Below are 17,161 nucleotides of genomic sequence, written 5' to 3'. Positions count from 1 at the left end.
AACCGCAGGTGATCGAGGCGGAGTTGAAGGCGCGCGTGCACGCCCCCGAGGCTGTGATGCGGCAGCTGGACGAGCGGGCTACGGCGCGGGTCGAGGTGTACCGGGATACGTACTACGACCGGCCGGATGGATCGCTGGAGAAGGCGGGCGAGGAACTGCGGGTACGCACGGTCCACGGCGCGGACGTCACGCGCACCGTGCTCACGTACAAGGGCGCGGCGGTCGACGAGGCGTCCGGGTCGAAGCCGGAGCACGAGACCCGCGTCGAGGATGCCGAGCAGGCGCACGCCATCCTTCGGGGCCTCGGGCACGTGGTGCTGATCGCGTTCGAGAAGCGGTGCCGGAACTATGACTTCACCGCCCGCGGCCGGCGGATGCTGGCCACACTCGTGCGGGTGCCGGAGATCGATGGGACGTTTCTGGAAGTTGAGACCCTTGTCGACGAGGACGAGGTGCCTGCGGCCCTCGACGACATCCGCGCGGTGCTCGCCGAGCTGGGCATTGTTGCGGAGGATCTGACGCGGGAGACATACACGGGCGCCGTGGCCGCTCAGCGACGCTGACCCTGAACGCACGAAAGCGGCCCCGCCCTCCCGAAGGAGAGCGGGGCCGCGGTGTCGTTACGGGTACTGCCGGCGCGGGTCGAGGGCGGCCATGGAGAGCAGTCCACCGTCGTCGGTCGGCTCAGGCTGCGGCGCGCCGTCGCGGCGGCACACCTTGGCGTCAGGGTCGTAGTTGGGGGTCTGCCAGCTGTAGCCCTCGGGGCAAGACTGCCCGGCTGGCCCCTGCTCCCCGCGTGGTCCTTGCTCGCCCTGCGGGCCCTGCTCGCCTGCTGGCCCCTGGGGTCCTTCTGGTCCGGCTGGGCCTTGCGCCCCGTCCGCTCCGGGTGTCCCCGGTGTTCCGTCTTCGCCGGGCACCCCGTCGGTTCCGCTCTGGCCGGGGGAACCCGATGCGCCTGGCTTGCCGGGCTCACCCTCCTCGCCCTGCGGGCCGCGCGGCCCCGGGATTGGGACAGGTACCCGGGTACGGTCGTCGAGGTCTTCGACGGCCTGGCTGGGGTCGGGCACCTTGGGCGTCTCCCCGGCGGCCTTGACCTGCTCGCGTAGGACGCGGACGTCGGAGGCGAGGACGCTTACGGCGGTGCCTCGCCGGTCAGCCTCGTCGGCCAGCTGGTTGTAGTAGGACCGACCGATGACGACCGCCCCGGACAGGGCCAGCAGCCAGCAGAAGACGGCGATCCACCGCCAGCGCCCGGCGAGCGCCCGTTCAGCACGGATCACAGTGGATCGCCTCCCAGGTCGATGACTTGTCTGCGGAGGCGGGCGATCGTCACGTAGTCCTCGCCCTGCTGCTTGAGCAGTTCGCCGACTCTGGCGTCGCGCGCGGCGAGCTGTGTGCGCAGCCCGTCGCGCTCCTCCTGGATCTGATCAATCTCCGAGTTCATGCGGGTGGTTGCGTTCTCACCGCGCTTGCCGAGGTACGCCACCACGCTGCCGGACATGACCCCAGCGAGCGCGAGGATCGCGCCGATGGTGGTGGCGTCCAAGGTGGCTCCCTACAGGTCGCGCGGGAGGCTGGTCTCCTGCTTGTTGGGCACCGCCCACGTGAAGCCGAGCGCGGCGAGCACGGCCAGCCCAGCCGCCCATCCCTCCGCCGCGGTGATGGTGTCGTCGACGAGCGCGGTGGACAGGGTGCCGGCGCCCGCGACGACCGCGGCGACGACCGCCTTCCACGCCTTCGAGATCTTCATCGGGACTCCTTTTTCTCCAGTGCGGTGACGCGCTTCTCCAGAGCGGTCAGCCGCTCCTCGACGGTGGGCTTCGGGGCCGGCGGCGGCGTTGTGTCGGGCGACCAACTGGCCGGGTGCTTCAGGCGCTGCTCGACGTCCGTTCGGAACTGCTTCGGGGTGAAGGTGAACTGGCCGCGCGTCCCGTAGCCCTCGACCGGGCCGCGGGGGTCGACCTTGCCCTCGACGGACGTCTCCTTGTGGCAGCCGACAGACTCCTGGGACCACTCGTACTCGCGGCAGATGGCGGCGTTGATCCGCACCCACGCGTCGTACTGGGCCCGCGTGTACGGATCCTTGTTGTCGCCGAGGTTCTCGGTCTCGATGCCGTAGGCGACGTCGTTGCCGTCCACCGTCCCGGATGCCTTCGACGGCGCCGGGTGCGTGGACGCCTCGTCCAGGAAGCTGCTGTATGCGTTCTTTGCCATCAGCCCGGCATGGTTCGTTCGCCCGGCCGAGCACAGGGTGGCGACACCGTCCTTGGCCAGGTGGATGTGCGCGAGCGGGCCGGGTAGTCCACTGACGCCGTCTCTGGCCACGATGCTCAGGGAGTTCCGGCCTGCCGTGTGGTGGTTGAGGATCATGTGGACGGGCCCGAATGCCTTGCCCGTCTCGTCGTCCCGTTCGCGCGTGCGCCAGCCGGGAAACTCCGAGATCTTGACACCCTCGTCTCTGAGGATCTTGACGAGCCGGTCGGGACTCAGGGGTGCGGCCATGGTGCTCCAGACATGAGAAAGGCCCCGGCCATGAGGCGGGGCGCGCGGGTAGGAGTGGGTCAGCCGATGCGGGTGTAGATCATGCGGGTCTGGTTGCCGCCCCGCAGGATCGTCTGATCCGCATGGGACGTGTTCTGGGCGAACTGCAACGTCACCGACGACAAGGTGCCGTCCGTAACAAACGTCCCCACGTCGTAGGCGCTGTGGAAGTTGACCGGGGGCGTCGTGCCTGCCGTGTCGGTGCCGCCGGCCACCCTCGCCGTCGTGTTGCCCGGGCGCCGCATCACCACGTCCGAACCCGTGCTGACGCCGCTCGCAGCCGTCGTCGCGTACCCGATGGTGAACGAGGCCAGGGTCGCCCCGGCCGCCGCCCACGCCCAGCGCAGGTCGGAGTTCACCGTGATCGCGCCCCAGCTTTCCCGCAACGCGATCGCCGGGCAGGACGATCCGGCGATCCTCAAGGAGTTGTACGACGAGCTGGAGTCGGTGGAGTGGCGCCAGTGCACGGGCCTGGATGACAAGGCACTGGATCTGCTGGGCTGGGGCAGTACGAGCCGGTACTTGATGCGCTGGCGACCTCCCGGGCCAAGCGCGTCCTGAGCGGGTCGAAGCAGCTGCCCGCCCTCTCGCGCCGCAGGGTGGATGAGAAGCCGCTGCTGCCGCGGGAGATCGATGACAAGCTGGTGCCGCCGCACTGGCGCAAGGCGGTGTACGCGAACGCCGAGCTGCCGCAGGGGGCGGTGGACCGCGACGCGTACGGGGTGTGCGTGCTGGAACAGCTCTTCCGCGCCCTCAAGCGCCGTGACATCTTCGCCTCGTCCACGTCGATCAGTACTGCACGGCCCTGCGGGAGCCTCACCGGAGTGGCTGGCGAGGTACCCGAGAGTCGTCCGGGTGCGCCGGGTGGCGTGTAGCCGGTCATTCCTCCGCGTCGCGGACCAGGAGGGCGATCTGTACCCGGTTCTCGACCGCCAGCTTGGCGAACAGGTTGCCCGTGTGCGCCTTGACGGTCGCGATGCTGATGTGCAGCCGCTCGGCGATCTCCGGGTTGCCCAGTCCGTCCGCGATGGCCCGGGCAGTGTCGAGTTCCCGTTCGGTCAGCGCGGACAACTGTTCGCGGGCGGCTTCGCGGGACGAGCGGCGAGCTTCGGAGGACTGCGGCCCGGTGGCTGCGGCGATCACCCGTGCCGTGGCCGCCGGGGACAGCACGGGGTTCCCGTCCGCGACCGTCCGCACCGCGTCGAGAATCCGTGCCGGCGGGGTGTCCTTCAGGACGAACCCGAGCGCTCCGGCGCGCAGCGCGCCGAGCACCAGATCGTCGGAGTCGAATGTGGTCAGCATGAGCACTCGGGGCGGCACCGGCCGGGTGAGGAGTTCCCGGGTCGTGCTCAGACCGTCACGGCCGGGCATCCGGATGTCCATCAGCACGACGTCCGGCCGCTGCTCGTCCACCACGGTGATCGCGGTGTCCCCGTCGGCCGCCTCCGCGACGACGGTCAGGTCCGGTTCGCCGTCGATGACGAGCCGCAGCGCCATCCGCACCAGCTGTTCGTCGTCGACGATGACGACCCGCACCGGCTCCCGCTCGCTGTCCACTCACGCTCTCCTTTCGTCGTCGTGGTGCGGCCAGGGTAGGTGCGCGGTCAGAACGTAACCGCCGTCGGGTGTCGGGTGGTGGTTGAGTTCTCCCTCGGCGAGGGTGATTCGTTCGGCGAGGCCGAGCAGGCCGAATCCTGATGCCGGCGGTTGAGCGGTCGTCGTGGTGGGCGGGGAGTTGAGGACACCGACGTGCAGTTCGTGGCCGGCTGTTCCTTCGACGGTGATGTGTACGTGGGCGCCCGGTGCGTGTTTGGCGGCGTTGGTCAGTCCTTCCTGGATGACCCGGTAGCAGGTTCGGCCCACGGCGTCGGACGGTCTTCCCGTCACCGTGGTGGTGAGCGTGACATCCAGGCCGGAAGTGCGAGCCTCGGCCACCAGCTCCGGGATGCGGTCGAGGGAGGGCTGTGGCGGTTCCGGGCTGCCCGGGTCGGCGCGGAGCACACCGAGGACGTCGCGTAGTTCTTCCAGCGCTTGGTGGGAGCCGTCGGCGATGCCACGGATCAGGGTGCGATTCTCCTCGGTGGTGAGGTTGCCGCGGTGGTCCAGCACTCCGGCCTGCATGGCCACCAGGGAGATCCGGTGCGCGAGCACGTCATGCATCTCCCGGGCGATACGGTTCCGTTCCAGGGCCCGTACCTGGGCCGCCCGTGCGATCTGTTCCCGTTCCGCGCTCTCCGCCCGCTCTCGCAAGGACCGCACCTCGACGCGCCGTGCGCCGATGGCCGCGCCCATGGCCACCGCGATGCCCGCACTCAGTGCCGTGAGCGCGAGTTGGAGCCACAGCGAACCGGGCGGGACCTTCACCGGGTAGAGCACGAGGGTGAATTGCGACGCGGTCACGTAGACGAGCGCGACAACTCCGATCTCCACCGGACGGCGACGCGTGGAGATCGAGCACAGGGCCAGCAGCGCGGCACCGATGGCGAGTGTCGACGCGCTCGAAGCGATGGCGACCGCCAAGGCGACGGCGAGCGGGAACCGTCGCCGCCACAGGAGCGCCGTCAGACAGCCGAGTGCCACCAGCGGATCACCGGTGACGAACCAGGAACAGGTGTCGGCCGCGCATCCCCGCGGCAGCGCCGCACCGGTGGAGAGCCAGAAGGGGATGCCCAGTGCCGCGGCCGCCACCAGCCGCCATGTCTGCTGCCACCCTTCGAGCCGTGGCGCCACGTCCGTGTTCATCAGGTCATTGTCGCGAAGGCGTGCGGCCGGTGCGGCAGACCTTGGGACAGTCCCGCCCTCGCCCGGAGTCGGATCACCACTTCGACTTTGGTCGAAGGTGACTCGGGCCGCCGGGCCGATGTGCCGGTGACGCCGGACGAACAGACTCGTGTCCGTCACCCGACCGTTCCGGCGCGCGACCTCGTGCGCCCCCCTCAGGAGGACACCTGATGCGCAAAGCCTTGTCCCTCGCCCTCGCGGCCACCGCGGTCGCGGCGGCCGCGATGTCGGGAGCGTCGGCGGCGGCGACCCCGGACACGGTGACGGCCACGCCGGACTCCCCGCAGTGGGGCCCGTGTCCGCAGCAGGCCGGATCGCGGAACGCCGACGCGCCCCGCCTTGACTGCGCGACGCTCGACGTCCCGCTGGACTATCGCGATCCCGACGGCCGGCAGATCGAGATCGCCGTCTCCCGCCTGGCGAGCAAGAACCCTTCGAAGCGCCGCGGTGTACTGCTGACAAACCCGGGCGGCCCCGGCGGCTCCGGGCTCGACTACCCGGCCCTTCTCGCCGGCGCCGGCCTGCCGAAGGACGTCCTCGACTCCTACGACGTGATCGGCTTCGACCCGCGTGGCGTCGGCCGCAGCACGCCGGTCACCTGCGACCTGACACCGCAGCAGCAGGCACGCGGCAACTTTCCGCCGTACGCGCACACCGCGGCCGATGTCGCCAAGGAGGCACCGTACGCGCGGACCATCGCCGAACAGTGCGCCACGTCGCGGACGGCGTCGATGCTGCCGCACACCACCACCGCGAACACCGCGCGCGACATGGACCGGATCCGGGTGGCGCTGGGCGAGCCGAAGGTCTCCTACCTCGGTGCCTCCTACGGCAGCTATCTCGGCGCGGTGTACACGACGATGTTCCCCGGGCGCAGCGACCGGATCGTGCTCGACAGCAACATGGGCCCCGGCGGCTACGACCTGGCGAACTTCCGCTTGCTCGGCCGCGGAATGGAGGACCGGTTCCCGGACTTCGCGGCGTACGCGGCCGCGCACCCCGAGTACGGTCTGGGCAGCACTCCGAAACAGGTGACCGCCAAGTTCTTCGAACTCGCGAAGCGGCTGGATGCCGAACCGGTCGGCGGCATCGACGGGACGCTGCTGCGCGGGGTGACGTTCGACCGCCTCTACGTCGAGGGCCTCATGCCCCAACTGGCCGAGGAATGGCAGGCGTTGGACAAGGGTAAGCCGCTGCCGACTCCGCCGCCGGTCTCGGAGAACCTCCTGGCCAGTCATTTCTACGTGACCTGCGGTGACTCGCGCTGGCCCGGCAAGGTCCGCGACTACCAGCGCAATGCCGCGATCGACCGGCTGAAGTACCCGATGCTGGGCGGGACCACCGGAAGCATCAAGCCCTGCGCGTACTGGCCGGACAACCGGGTCGAGCCTCCGGTACGGATCGGTGACCTCGGCCCGTCGAACGTACTGATGGTCCAGAACGAACGCGACCCGGGGACACCCCTGGTCGGCGCCAAGGAGCTGCGGCGGGCATTCGGCGACCGGGCCACGATGGTGACCGCCGACCAGGGCGGGCACGGTGTCTACCCGTTCGGCCGCAACATGTGCGCGAAGAACACGGTGACAGCGTTCCTGACCGACGGACAGCGCCCGGCCGAGGACCTCGCCTGCGCGGCGGAGCCGAACACGTAGCGGGAGCGGACGCATGATCAAGGAGTGGCGCCACCGTCGCGCCCTACAGCGGGTCATGCCCGGGGACGGGCGGGAGTTGAAGCGTTTCCGCCGGTGGCAGTTGCCCTTCCGCGCGCTGTTCCATCTGCGGCTGACGGGCCCAGACGGCCGGGAGACGGTCCACGCCGTCGACGTCAGGCACTGGCAGAACCAGTCGTCCGGCAACGTCAAGGCCCACCTGTATCTCGACGGCAGGCTGCACGCCGTGTCCAAGCTCCCTGCCGTCTTCCCCGTCCCGGGCGGCACCGTCGAAGTGAGGATGAGCGGGTTCGGCCTCAAGCGCTGCCACTACGTCACCGACGAAGGCCGCGAGTTCCAGCTGGTCCCGGACCCCGACTCCGCCGAGGGGCGCCGGGCGCGCCTCGACCGCGCCCACCCCGCGCTGAGCCGCGCCATCGGTCTCCTCTCACTGTGCGTGCTCGTCGGCGCCCTGGCCGTCCTCGTCCCACAGCTTGCCGAACAGCTCACCGAGTCCGAGGGCATCGCCCAGCACACCGGGACCTTCGCCTCGCCCATCGACGTGCCGACGTGGGGCAACATCGCGATCGGCGTCGCCACCCTGGCGGCCAGCACAGAACGGGCACTGCGACTGCGCCACAGCCACCTGCTGGACAGCGCAGCAGGCTGATCCGCCCAACCACCCGAGGCGCTGCGGCCGCGCCGGCGGCACCCCGCCGGCGCGGGCGATCCGGGCCCGCACGTCGAGGAAGATGACACGCACCAGTGGAATCCGGCACTGACACGATGCTGGAACGGTACGCAAAGCCGCAGGCCAGAAGAACTTACGGTGAATCAGGCAGCGGGAACCTACAGCACCACCTGGGGCCGGGCCATCGACACCATGGCCGGGTTGCAGTCCGCCCGCACGCTCAAGGCGGTCCGCTCCCTGAGCCCCTACCGAGCCCGCGGCGAGCGCGGCGCCGTCCTGGCCGCGCTGTAGGAAGGCACCCTGTCGTTGCAGAACGTACGGGACCGCCGCCACGAGCCGGTCGTCGGCAAGACGAAGGTGCACCGGCTACTGACCGGACTGCCGGGAATCGGCAAGATCCGCGCCACGCAAGTGATGACCGAACTCGGCATCTCCGACAGCCGCCGTGTCCAGGGCCTCGGCGCCACCCGGCGAGAACGCCTCCTCGCCCTCTTCCCGCACCAGGACTGACTTGCGACTACCCCACCACGACAGAGGACCCCGGCAGCACCGCCAGGGCCCTCTCACCGTTCAAGATCAATCTCACCGACTGGCTGTTCCCTTGGTCCCCGAGGCCGGCATTGGCGGCCGTAGCGCCCCCCCATTCGCTACGGAACGTAATCGCATCGACGGGGTGTATTTGATGGGCCATGGGCCGCGACGCCTCGCCGTAGAGCAAAGAGCGTTCCAGCAGTGCTGGGGCGGACGCGGGAGTCCTCGGGGGCCTTCCGATCCGTAGCGGTGGTAAGGGAGTGGTGTGGCGGACGCCTAACGGCACCTGGTCGAGCCGGATCGAGGAGGACGCAGCCGAATGAAAAGGGGTAGATATGTCCGTTCCTGCTGCAACATCGCAGGTGAGACGCGTCATCAAAATAGGTTCGAGTCCCACCGCCCCACCAGTGGTTACCCGTGCAGGAACGTTCTGACCTGTGAGAACGCAATTCTCTGAGTTGTGTGGCGTGCGGCGAACGCTGCGCGTGGTGCAGTGAATCCCATTAGCCCGCTCATCGCTCGCCCCAAGTGCAAGGCCGGCTCGGCCGTCGTCGGCAGGGGGCGGGCTCTCTGCGGGCGGCTGGGTCTCCGCCGGTGCGGTGTGCGGTGTGCGGTGGGTGTCGGCGTGCCCGGCCGGACGAGGGGTACCTACCGGATCTTCGAGGCGCACCGGGACCGGGGATGCCTGGGTGCCGGTCTCCTCATTCCGGCGGGGTGACGGCCCTTCGCCCGGCACCCCGTACGGAGCCGTCCGGCGGCGGGGCCGTGGAGTTGCGCAGGACCAGTTCGGTGGCGACCTCCATGTGCTCCATGAGCAGCTGCTGCCCCTCGATGAGGGACAGCAGCGCGCGGGCCGCCTTCTGACCCATGTCGTGCAGCGGCTGTCGCACGGTGGTCAGGCCGGGGAAGCTCTGCGCCGCCTGCGGGAGGTCGTCGAAGCCGACGACGGAGAAGTCGGCGGGTACGTCGAGGCCGAGGGCCCGTGCGGCGTCGACCGCGCCGAGGGCCATCAGGTCGGCGCCAGCGACGATCGCCGTGGGCCCGTGCTCGGTGATCAGACGGGTCGCGGTCCGGAATCCGCAGGCGTAGGAGAAGTCGCAGGAAGCGACCAGCTGCGGGTCGACCCGGAGTCCGGCCAGCCGCATCGCGTCCTCGAAGCCCTGGAAGCGGACGGACGTGCTCTCCAGGTCCTCCTCGCCTCGCAGGTAGGCGATGCGCGTGTGGCCCAGGTCGATCAGATGCCGGGTGCCCACGCGCATGCCGTGGTAGTTGTCGACGGTCAGTCGGGGGAGCGGTACGTCCATGCGGCGCGGGTCGATGACGACACAGGGCAGGGTGGGCCGACGCAGCAGCTTGACCGTCTCGTCCTCCAGCACGGGCGCGATCAGGAGAACGCCGTCGACCAGGCCCCGCCCGAGGAACTCGATCCGGTCCTTCTCCCGCGCCGCGTCGTGGTACGAGGCGTTGACCAGCAACTCCTGCTCGGCGTCGGCGAGTTCGTCGGCGACGCCGCGCAGGATCTCAAGCCCGTACTGACTCGTCAGGTCCAGGGCGATGAGGCCGATGAGCCCGCTTCGGCCGGCCTTGAGGTTGCGGGCCGAGACGTTCGGCCGGTATCCGAGGCGTCCGGCGACCTCCGTGACGCGACGGCGGGTCTCCTCGGAGGCCCCCGGCTTGCCGTTCATCACGTTGGACACCGTCATCGCGGAGACGCCGGCCTCCTCGGCCACCTGCGCGATGGTCACCCGCCCTGCCACTGCGGCCTCCTTCTGTTCGTCCGCCCGAAGCGCGACCACTCTCCCACTACTGGGGAGTAGGCGCCAAAGCTTCACGGAAACCTGAGGGAAACTATAACGATAAGTCTGCCTCGGCGTAAGCCGTGGGGCGTCCGACCTGGGAGTGTGCGGCTCGCGATATGCAGTGGATCAGTTGCTGAAAGTTACTTATAGATGTCGCCTAAGTTTTGCGTTACAGTCCCGGCCATCAACACGTAACGTTCACCGCAACTCCGGTCGACCCGCCTGTTCCGCACGCATCAGTGCCGTACCCGCACGGAAGCCGACCGGCCGCGACAAAACCATTCACAGAGAACGAGTCGGTCTGTACCGACCCTGGGTGAGGTGTGCAATGAAGCGTTCTGGGAGACGAATCGCGGTCACCGCCACGGCCGTCGCCATGGCGATGTCACTGGCCGCGTGCGGAGGCGGGTCGTCCGACTCCTCCTCCGCCGACGGCAAGGTGACCCTCCACATCGAGGCGTGGAAGGGCGGCGGGGCGGAACCGGCGAACGTCGCGGAGATCAACAAGGCCTTCGAGAAGGCGAATCCCAACATCAAGATCGACTTCGAGTACATCACCGCGAACGACACCTACGTCCAGAAGCTTCAGCCCGAGCTGCTCGGCGGCAAGGCGGGCGACGTGATCATGGTGGACACGGACAAGATGAAGAAGTGGGGTGCCTCGGGCTACCTCGCCGATCTGTCCGGTGAGTCGTGGGCGAGCCGGATAGCACCCGACGCCAAGCCCTTCGCGCAGGCCGACGGCAAGACGCTCGCCATGCCGATGGAGCTGATCGGCATCGGCCTGTACGCCAACATGGACCTGCTGAAGAAGGCCGGCGTCACCGAGGTCCCCGCCGACTGGCCGACGTTCCTGAAGGTGCTCGGCAAGGTCAAGAAGGCCGGCATCACCCCCGTCTCGCTGCCCGACAAGAGCGCCTGGACCGGCAGCTCCGTCTTCCAGGCCGCCGGTTCGACCCGCGTCTACCAGAAGAACAAGCAGTGGGACTCCGACTTCAACGCGGGCGACGCCTCCTTCGACCCGGACTGGAAGGAGTCGCTGGAGCAGCTGAAGACCCTGGAGGACAAGGGATACGTCGACTGGCAGAAGGAACTCGGCGTCGACGAGTGGTCGCAGGGCCCGCAGAACTTCAGCGCGGGCAAGAGCGCCTTCTGGTACCAGGGCGCGTGGCAGGTCTCCAACGTCAAGAAGGCCGGCTTCCCCGTCTCCTTCGCGCCCTGGCCGGGCGGTGACAAGGGCACCGAGCCCAACAGCATGCTCTTCGCCGGCACGATGTGGGCCGTCAACTCCCAGTCGCAGCAGGGCGAGGCCGCGCGCAAGTACGTCGACTTCTGGTCGCGGAACGAGAACCTCGCCAAGTTCCTTCAGGCCGAGAACGCGCAGTCGCCGTTCACCGGCGGCACGACACCCCAGAGCGACGAGACGACGGCGTTCAACGCGGCCTTCAAGGAGGGCCGTTACCGGATCCTCCCGTCCAACTCCTGGTACGCCTCGGCCGCCGAGACCGAGATCGGCTCGAAGATCCAGTCCTATTTGCTGGGCAAGACGTCCACCGCGCAGACCCTGAAGGACATCCAGAGCGCGGCGTCCGCCAAGTAGGCCGGTACCCCCTGGTCAGCCGTGGCGGGGGCGTCGGGTGGCTCTCCGGCCGCTCCCGCCACGGCACTTCCGGGCAAGAGGAGGATTCCCCGTGTTCCACCGACGGCGAGCCACCATGGCCGCCTTCCTGCTCCCGGCGCTCGCCGTGTACGGCACGTTCATGCTGTACCCGCTGGTCCGGGGCGTCTACCTGAGCATGACCGACAGCCTCGGCGGACCGATCGCCAACTTCGTCGGCACGGAGCAGTACCGTGCCATGGCCGACGACCCGGACGTCACCGCGGCCCTGTGGCACACCATCGTGTACGCCGCCGTCGTCGTGGTCGCCCAGAACGGTCTCGGTCTTCTCTTCGCGAGCATGCTCTTCCGCCGGCCCAGGGTCCGCAAGACGCTCAGCGTGCTGCTGCTGACCCCCACCCTGGTCTCCCCCGTGATGGCGGCCTTCATCTGGTCGTACCTCTACGCCCCGGAGGGCGGCATCAACGCCCTGCTCGGCGCGTTCGGCCTGGACTCGCTCCAGCATGTGTGGCTCGGGGACACCTCCACCGCCCTGTACGCGGTGGCGGGCGTCAACATCTGGATGTTCGCGGGCTACTCGTGCGCCATCTTCCTGGCCGGCTACATGAGCGTGCCCACCGAACTCCTCGACGCCGCCGCGGTCGACGGCGCGAGCGGCTGGCAGCGTTTCCGGAGCGTGGAGTGGCCGATGCTGGCGCCCTCGCTGACCGTGAACGTGACCCTGAGCCTCATCGGTTCGCTCAAGGTCTTCGAGTTCCCCCTGGTGCTCACCAACGGCGGCCCGGCCGGAGCCACCGAGACCCTGACCACGCTCGTCTACCGGAACGTCTTCGGCGGCGGGAAGTTCGCCTTCGGCGTCGCCGTCTCCGTACTGCTCCTGGTGACCGTGGTCGTCCTGTCCAGCGCCACCTCCTCAATGCTGCGCCTGCGCGAGCGCCGAATCTGACGGGCGGCAAGCCAACCATGACCTCCAACTCCCTCACCCCGAAGACCGGTTACCGCAAGATCACCGGATCCCTCGGCACCGGGCTGCTCTGCCTCGGCGTGCTGGTGTTCGTCCTGCCGTTCCTGTTCACGGTCGTCACCTCGCTGCGCACCGCGGCGGACGTGGCGCACTCCCCGCTGGGCTTCCCCGACTCACTGACCCTGAAGAACTTCTCCAACGCCTTCAGCCAGATCCACTACGGGCGCAGCGCGCTGAACACCCTGCTCATCACGGGGCTGTCGTGCCTGGCCATCACCGTGCTCGGCTCCCTGGCCAGCTACCCGCTGGCCCGTATCACCCAGGGCTGGTCGACCTGGATGTACCGGCTGTTCATCCTGGGCACCTCGGTACCGGTCTTCGTCGTGGTGGCGCCGCTGTACCTGCTGATGCGAGACCTGAACCTGCTGGACAACTACGCGGGCGTGGTCTTCATCTACACCGCCATGTTCCTGCCGGTCTCGGTGTTCTTCTACACCAGCTTCATCCGGTCCATCCCGGTGGATCTGGAGGAGGCCGCCGCGCTGGACGGCTGCGGGGCGTTCCGTACGTTCTTCGTCATCATCCTGCCGCTGCTGCGCCCGATCACCAGCACCCTGCTGACGTTCGTCTGCATCCAGGTCTGGAACGACCTGGTCATTCCGCTGGTCTTTCTGCAGGACCCCGGCAAGCGCACGGTCATGGTGAACGCGTACGCCTTCCTCGACCCGCACACCGTGCAGCCGACCACCCTGTTCCCCGCCGCCCTGCTGGGTGTCGCGCCGCTGCTGCTGGTCTTCATCTTCCTGCAGCGCCATGTGGTGGCCGGCATGTCCGCCGGGGCCGTCAAGTCCTGACCCGCGCCTGCCGCTTCACGCAGCTCGCGTCACCCCTCCGGTTCACCCGCCGACGTCGGCCGTCCCGCATCGACGTACGGCTGTCGCGTCGTGCCCCGACGTCCCAAGTCCTCGTAGTCCCGTAGTCCCGTAGTCGCGGAAGGACCCTCACCGATGTACGTCGTCTCCTACTTCACCGACGCCGACGAGGCGCTGCATCTGGCCCGCAGCCACGACGGCGAGGAGTTCACGCCGGTGAACGGCGGTCGGCCGGTCCTGCGGGGCACGGTCGGCACCGGCCGGCTGCGGGATCCGTTCATCGGCTTGGGCCCGGACGGGTTGTTCCACCTGCTGGCCACCGACGGCTGGACAAGCCCCCGCATCGTCCACGCCACCTCGGCCGACCTGCTCAACTGGTCCGAGCAGAGACTCGTCCCGGTGATGGCCGGTGTGGAGGGTGCCCTCAACGCCTGGGCCCCGGAGTTCTTCCTGGACCGGGCCAGCGGGCTGTACCACCTCATCTGGTCGTCGGTCGTCGAGCCCGGGGCCACGGCGGAGGGCCGCGACTTCGAGCACAACAGCCAGAACCACCGGATCTGGCACTGCTCCACAGCGGACTTCCGGACCTTCTCGGCCTCCACCGTCTTCTTCGACCCCGGTCACTCGGTCATCGACGCCACGGTGCGGGAAGTGGACGGCGGGGGTTTTCTGATGGCGTTCAAGGACGAGCGAGGATCGAACGACCTCGGCACCGCGCACAAGAACATCCACCTGGCCTCGTTCGACACACCCGGCGGCCCTTTCTCCGCCCCGCGCGGACCGGTCACTCCCCCCGTGGTGGAGGGGCCGTCGTTCTTCCGCCGCGGCGACGAACTCGTCATGATCTTCGACCATTTCCTCGAGGGGCGCTACGGAGCGGCCCGCAGCAAGAACGGCGTGGACTGGGAGCCGGTCTCGCTGGCCCTGCCGACGGGCATGCGGCATGCCTCGGTCCTGGAAACGTCCGCCCTGACCTCGCTCCCCGGCTAGGAGAGCGGCCGCAGTCTCCGGGCGGGGCGGCAACGCCGACCCGCCCGGTGCAGGAAGACCCGTGTCGTGGTCCGCGGCGCGGGGGACTCGATCACCCAGCAAGGAGCGTCGCGATGAAGCGTCGCAGACCGTCACGTCCGGTCCGCCGGGCGGCACGTGTTCTGACCCTGCTCGCCACCATGGCGGGAGCGGTCCTGGTCCCGGCCCACGTCGCGCTGGCGGCGGGCACCACCTACTACGTGAACTGCTCGGCGTCCACCAACGGCAGCGGCACCCAGTCCAGCCCCTGGAACTCGGTGGCCGGAGTCAACAACACCACCTTCGGCCCGGGCGACAGCATCCTCTTCGCCGCGGGCACCACCTGCACCGGCCAGGTCGCCCCCGGCGGATCGGGCGCCTCCGGCAGCCCGATCACCATGGGGTCCTACGGCACCGGCGCCAAGCCGAAGATCGACGCCCAGGGCGCCACCGGCCCGGTCATCCACCTGCTCAACCAGGAGTACTGGGAGATCGGCGGCCTGGAACTCACCAACGCCGCCTCCTCCCCGAACTACCGCTCCGGCGTCCTCGCCGAGAACGCCTCCGGCGGCGTCCTGCGCCACATCCGGGTGCACGACATGAACATCCACCACATCAGCGGCTACTCGGGCGGCTGGTACGCCACCAACGCGGGCGTAGGCGTCCAGACCGACCACACCACCCCGGCCTCCACCTGGGACGACGTGGTGATCGAGGACAACACCTTCGACCACGTCGACCGCATAGCCGTCGCCGTCACCCCGGACGGGGACGGCCAGGGCACCAACCAGACCACCAACACCGTCATCCGCGACAACACGATCACCTACAGCGGCGCCGACGACATCCTCGTCGTCAAGAACGACGGCGCCCTCATCGAGGGCAACAAGGCCGGCTACGGCGGCGCGAAGGAGGACTGCCCGCCCTCCGGCCAGTACTGCAACCGCGCCTCGGCCGGTATCTGGATGTCCGGCAGCAACGACACCGTGGTCCAGAACAACGAGGTCTACTGCCACGTCGACGGCGCCGACGGCACCGGCTTCGACGTGGACTGGGGCAACCACAACACCACGTTCCAGTACAACTACAGCCACCAGAACATCGGCGGCTTCATGCTGCTGATGCCGCCGTTCACCATCGCCAACGAGCCCACCTCGACCGTCCCCAGCGACGGCACGGTGATCCGCTACAACATCAGTGAGAACGACGGCACCAACGAGGGCTGCCCCATGGCCGGCACCCCGACCCACGGCACGGGCGTCTTCCACTTCGTCGGCAACATCCCCAACAAGAGCGGCAGTTCGGTCGCCGTCCCGCAGATCTACAACAACAGCATCCACGTCAGCAAGAGCGGCCTGAACACCCCCATCCTGTACTCGCGCCGGGGCGGCACCGTCACCGGAAACCTCTCCTTCCGCAACAACGCCGTCTTCAACTACGGCACCGGCGGCTACTTCACCGCAGGCAGCGGCTCCGTCTACTCCAACAACCTCTTCTACGGCAACCACCCGTCCTCGGAGCCCGCCGACTCGGCGAAGGTGCTGAGCGACCCGCAGTTCCGCAACCCGGGCAACGCGAACACCTCCTCCACGTACACCGGCACCGACGCCTACCAGGTCCACCCCTCGTCCCCCGTGATCCGGGCCGGCGCGGTCATCAGCGACAACGGCGGCAAGGACGCCTTCGGCAACACCGTCTCCGCGACGGCCGCGCCCAACATCGGCGCCTACAACGGCACCGGCGGCAACCTCGTCTCCAACGCGGGCTTCGAGTCGGGCGCGATGAGCCCCTGGACCAACAGCGGCGCGGCCCCCTCGGTCACCTCCTCGGGTGCCCGCACCGGCACCTACGCCCTGACCACCCAGGCCAGCGGCAGCGGCGCCAACCAGAACATCACCGGCCTCAGCCCCAACACCACCTACCTGCTCACCGGCTGGGCCAAGGTCGCGAACGCCGGCGAGACCCTCGCGATCGGCGTCAAGAGCTTCGGCGGCACGGAGACGTTCACCAACGTGGCCACGACCTCGTACTCTCAGGCGGCCGTGGTGTTCACCACCGGCGGCTCGAACACCTCGGCGCAGATCTACTGCTGGAAGAACACCGGCGGCACGGGCTCGGGCAACTGCGACGACCTCGCGGTCGAGCGCCTGTCGTCCGCCACCAACTCGGTCACCAACCCGGGCTTCGAGACCGGCGCGCTGACCCCGTGGGGGCAGAGCACGGGTACGGCGTCCAGCGTGGTCGCCTCCAACCCCCGCACCGGCACCTACGCCCTGCGCACCGGAGTCAGCGCCAGCGGTGCCCAGCAGACGGTGAGCGGCCTCAGCTCCAGCGGCACCTACCTGCTGGCCGGCTGGGCCAAGACGGCCACCGCGGGTGAGGAGGTGGCGGTCGGCGTGAAGAGCTTCGGCGGTACGGAAACGTATCTGCGGACCTCGACCACGTCCTACGCCCAGCAGCCCATCTTCTTCACCACGGGCGCCTCCGCCACCTCGGCCGCCGTGTACTGCTACAAGAACGCCGGTTCCGGGGCCGGGTACTGCGACGACTACACCCTCGTCAAACTGCCCTGACCGCGGCGACAAGGAAGAGAGGCGGTCGTGGCACCACGGTGCCCCGACCGCCGTGTTCTCAACCCTCAACGCCCGCCGTGCCCCAGACTGCTTTTGTTGTCAATATTGCGTCTCCTCCAAGCCCCCCCGTCGCC

The 17,161-nt window shown here is 68.9% G+C and carries 17 protein-coding genes and 2 pseudogenes; 11 read left to right on the top strand and 8 right to left on the bottom strand.

Annotated elements, in window-relative coordinates:
• The first annotated feature begins 8 nt into the window (after positions 1-8).
• The gene (gene cyaB / locus ACFU95_RS46490) at positions 9-563 is read left to right on the top strand and encodes a class IV adenylate cyclase (RefSeq protein WP_383842407.1); all 555 of its coding nucleotides are present in this window, start codon (positions 9-11) and stop codon (positions 561-563) included.
• Between the two features lie 57 nt (positions 564-620).
• Here cyaB and ACFU95_RS46485 read toward each other — a convergent pair whose 3' ends face one another.
• From ACFU95_RS46485 to ACFU95_RS46465, 5 genes are read right to left on the bottom strand one after another with little or no spacing between them, the layout of a single operon-like run.
• Positions 621-1,280, bottom strand: coding sequence for a collagen-like protein (locus ACFU95_RS46485; protein WP_383842405.1), 660 nt, complete (start codon positions 1,278-1,280; stop codon positions 621-623).
• Positions 1,277-1,546 (bottom strand): hypothetical protein, encoded by a 270-nt coding sequence (locus tag ACFU95_RS46480; RefSeq protein ID WP_383842402.1) that lies wholly within the window; start codon positions 1,544-1,546, stop codon positions 1,277-1,279. Before ACFU95_RS46480 ends, ACFU95_RS46485 begins: the two co-directional genes overlap by 4 nt.
• A gap of 9 nt (positions 1,547-1,555) precedes the next feature.
• Entirely contained in the window at positions 1,556-1,750 is a 195-nt protein-coding gene (locus ACFU95_RS46475) for a hypothetical protein (protein ID WP_383842399.1), read from the bottom strand.
• Positions 1,747-2,502: an N-acetylmuramoyl-L-alanine amidase gene (locus ACFU95_RS46470; protein ID WP_383842396.1), complete on the bottom strand. Its 756-nt coding sequence runs from the start codon at positions 2,500-2,502 to the stop codon at positions 1,747-1,749. The genes ACFU95_RS46475 and ACFU95_RS46470 overlap by 4 nt, the downstream gene beginning before the upstream one ends.
• Before the next feature lie 59 nt (positions 2,503-2,561).
• A complete protein-coding gene (locus ACFU95_RS46465) occupies positions 2,562-2,756 on the bottom strand; it encodes a hypothetical protein (RefSeq protein ID WP_383842393.1) in 195 nt (64 codons plus the stop codon).
• A gap of 10 nt (positions 2,757-2,766) precedes the next feature.
• Between ACFU95_RS46465 and ACFU95_RS46460 the strand changes: the two genes are divergently transcribed.
• On the top strand, positions 2,767-3,102 hold the full coding sequence (locus ACFU95_RS46460; protein ID WP_383842390.1) for a hypothetical protein: 336 nt from the start codon (positions 2,767-2,769) through the stop codon (positions 3,100-3,102).
• Positions 3,075-3,320, top strand: a pseudogene (locus ACFU95_RS46455) (hypothetical protein); the annotation flags it as partial. The gene ACFU95_RS46460 and the pseudogene ACFU95_RS46455, both read left to right, overlap by 28 nt.
• Before the next feature lie 100 nt (positions 3,321-3,420).
• Here ACFU95_RS46455 and ACFU95_RS46450 read toward each other — a convergent pair.
• Entirely contained in the window at positions 3,421-4,098 is a 678-nt protein-coding gene (locus ACFU95_RS46450; protein ID WP_383842387.1) for a response regulator, read from the bottom strand.
• The gene (locus ACFU95_RS46445; protein ID WP_383842384.1) at positions 4,099-5,283 is read right to left on the bottom strand and encodes a sensor histidine kinase; all 1,185 of its coding nucleotides are present in this window, start codon (positions 5,281-5,283) and stop codon (positions 4,099-4,101) included.
• A 209-nt stretch (positions 5,284-5,492) separates the two neighbouring features.
• On the opposite strand from ACFU95_RS46445, the gene ACFU95_RS46440 reads away from it, so the two are divergent.
• The 3 genes and pseudogenes from ACFU95_RS46440 (at position 5,493) to mihF (ending at position 8,172) form a co-directional block, all read left to right on the top strand.
• Positions 5,493-6,974: an alpha/beta hydrolase gene (locus tag ACFU95_RS46440; protein WP_383842381.1), complete on the top strand. Its 1,482-nt coding sequence runs from the start codon at positions 5,493-5,495 to the stop codon at positions 6,972-6,974.
• Between the two features lie 13 nt (positions 6,975-6,987).
• Entirely contained in the window at positions 6,988-7,641 is a 654-nt protein-coding gene (locus ACFU95_RS46435; RefSeq protein ID WP_383842378.1) for a hypothetical protein, read from the top strand.
• A 213-nt stretch (positions 7,642-7,854) separates the two neighbouring features.
• Positions 7,855-8,172: pseudogene (mihF, locus tag ACFU95_RS46430) on the top strand (integration host factor, actinobacterial type).
• A gap of 722 nt (positions 8,173-8,894) precedes the next feature.
• Here mihF and ACFU95_RS46425 read toward each other — a convergent pair.
• Entirely contained in the window at positions 8,895-9,950 is a 1,056-nt protein-coding gene (locus tag ACFU95_RS46425; protein WP_383842375.1) for a LacI family DNA-binding transcriptional regulator, read from the bottom strand.
• A gap of 370 nt (positions 9,951-10,320) precedes the next feature.
• Here ACFU95_RS46425 and ACFU95_RS46420 point away from each other — a divergent pair, with 370 nt between their 5' ends.
• From ACFU95_RS46420 to ACFU95_RS46400, 5 genes are all read left to right on the top strand, one after another.
• Positions 10,321-11,592 carry an ABC transporter substrate-binding protein gene (locus ACFU95_RS46420; RefSeq protein WP_383842372.1) on the top strand — a complete coding sequence of 424 codons (1,272 nt, stop codon included), beginning with the start codon at positions 10,321-10,323 and terminating at the stop codon, positions 11,590-11,592.
• 91 nt (positions 11,593-11,683) lie between these two features.
• On the top strand, positions 11,684-12,556 hold the full coding sequence (locus ACFU95_RS46415) for a carbohydrate ABC transporter permease (protein WP_383842369.1): 873 nt from the start codon (positions 11,684-11,686) through the stop codon (positions 12,554-12,556).
• Between the two features lie 17 nt (positions 12,557-12,573).
• The gene (locus tag ACFU95_RS46410) at positions 12,574-13,428 is read left to right on the top strand and encodes a carbohydrate ABC transporter permease (RefSeq protein WP_383842366.1); all 855 of its coding nucleotides are present in this window, start codon (positions 12,574-12,576) and stop codon (positions 13,426-13,428) included.
• Positions 13,429-13,581: 153 nt separating this feature from the next.
• Complete coding sequence (locus ACFU95_RS46405; protein WP_383842363.1) at positions 13,582-14,436, top strand: glycoside hydrolase family 43 protein; 855 nt, start codon at positions 13,582-13,584, stop codon at positions 14,434-14,436.
• 113 nt (positions 14,437-14,549) lie between these two features.
• Positions 14,550-17,027: a carbohydrate binding domain-containing protein gene (locus tag ACFU95_RS46400; protein WP_383842360.1), complete on the top strand. Its 2,478-nt coding sequence runs from the start codon at positions 14,550-14,552 to the stop codon at positions 17,025-17,027.
• The last annotated feature ends 134 nt before the right edge of the window (positions 17,028-17,161 follow it).

It is taken from the genome of Streptomyces sp. NPDC057623, from assembly GCF_042800355.1.
Taxonomy (GTDB): domain Bacteria; phylum Actinomycetota; class Actinomycetes; order Streptomycetales; family Streptomycetaceae; genus Streptomyces.
Note: the sequence above shows the minus strand (reverse complement) of the source record. Positions and strands in the feature narration are given on the sequence as shown.